The sequence below is a fragment of the Bacillus sp. JJ1474 genome, assembly GCF_036965225.1.
Lineage (GTDB): Bacteria > Bacillota > Bacilli > Bacillales > Cytobacillaceae > Cytobacillus.
The window spans coordinates 317-1,642 of record NZ_JBALPC010000342.1 but is presented as its reverse complement, the minus strand read 5'-3'; the positions used below and the strand labels follow the sequence as shown (position 1 = coordinate 1,642).

The following is a 1,326-nucleotide window of genomic DNA, read 5'->3' as shown; positions in this document are numbered from 1 at the left end:
GTATTAATTCTGAAAGAGGATTAACCCTCTTACTTAGATTCCTAACTGCAATAAAGAAACACATAGCTGCAATGAATCTTAAAAGGAAATTACCTATGTAATTGTTATCAATTGTAATAGCCATAAGTAAACTACCTATCAATAATAGAAAAAAACCGTATACTTTCCTCATATTTTCTCCTTTTGTTATTGTTTTATCTTTCTTATCTGTCCTTCAAATATCCTGTCCTTTCGTTTAAGTACAATCTATGACAAACACATATATCTACTATTCATTACTATAAGTATTCAATTTTTCTTGATATTCTTCCTCCATTAAATGGCCCTATAATGAAAATAAGCGCTGTTCCTTGTTACAGAAAAGCGCCCGATGTTGAAAAAGAAAGTGCGAAAATAAACAAAAGGACTCCCATTTAGGAAGTCCATTACATGCAATAACACTTCGTTTAAAAGATGAGTTTACTTAATTCTAATCTCTTGTTTTTGAGCCATGAAAGTCGTCATCAACGGTACCTTCTCCCGCTTTGTTGTCCTGCGCTTCACCTGCTACAGTACCAAATGGATCAAGAGCAGAAGTTATAGTATCCCCGGGAACAACACCTACATCAGTTCTTCCTGCCTCGCCAATATCGTTATCATTGCGTTTCAGTCCGTTAATATCAGCCATCTATTTCACTCCCTCATTTTTTATAGGGAAGTACTATTGTATTAGCAGCACTGTCCTGTAAATATTTTGTCCAATAGGGACAATTTTACGAGAAGGTATTAATGTGTAGCGTCTGTAAATTTTTCCAACCCCCTTTTAACATCCCTTAACAATGTTGAATTCGTTGATATTTCCCTCAAGCTACCAAATATAGTTAAGTAAAAAAATGGATGAGTGTTCATTTGATCCTCTACTGAAAGATCTAAAATTTATACGATTAATTTAGATGAAAAAATCCTTTCCAAATTATCACAAGGGGGTGTCCCATAATCGCGCCCTATAATTGAATTACGGTCATTTTTGCTATTTATGTGAAACTGATCATTTTATTGTTATTTCATGCTTCTATTAGCTGGTTTAGAAAATGCCGAAGAAGAAATTAAAGATATGATTCCCGGATATATTTAAACCACCATTATTGGTGGCATAAATAATAATTTTAACGTGAATTATAAGTCCGTAAACGTCCTTTTTAAGCATTTGGAGGTTTTGCAGTGAATTATAAGATTAATCATGGGAAGCCTATAATGGATTTGTAAACAAAGAAAAACCAGCTAACACATTGTCAACTGGTTCGTAATCATTACTTTAAATCAACTTTAGGATTAGTATTAAATTTT

The 1,326-nt window shown here is 33.0% G+C and carries 1 protein-coding gene; it reads right to left on the bottom strand.

Annotation, left to right across the window (positions count from 1 at the left end):
• Positions 1 to 469: 469 nt before the first annotated feature.
• A complete protein-coding gene (locus V7164_RS25550; RefSeq protein ID WP_335355642.1) occupies positions 470 to 667 on the bottom strand; it encodes a hypothetical protein in 198 nt (65 codons plus the stop codon).
• Positions 668 to 1,326 lie beyond the last annotated feature (659 nt).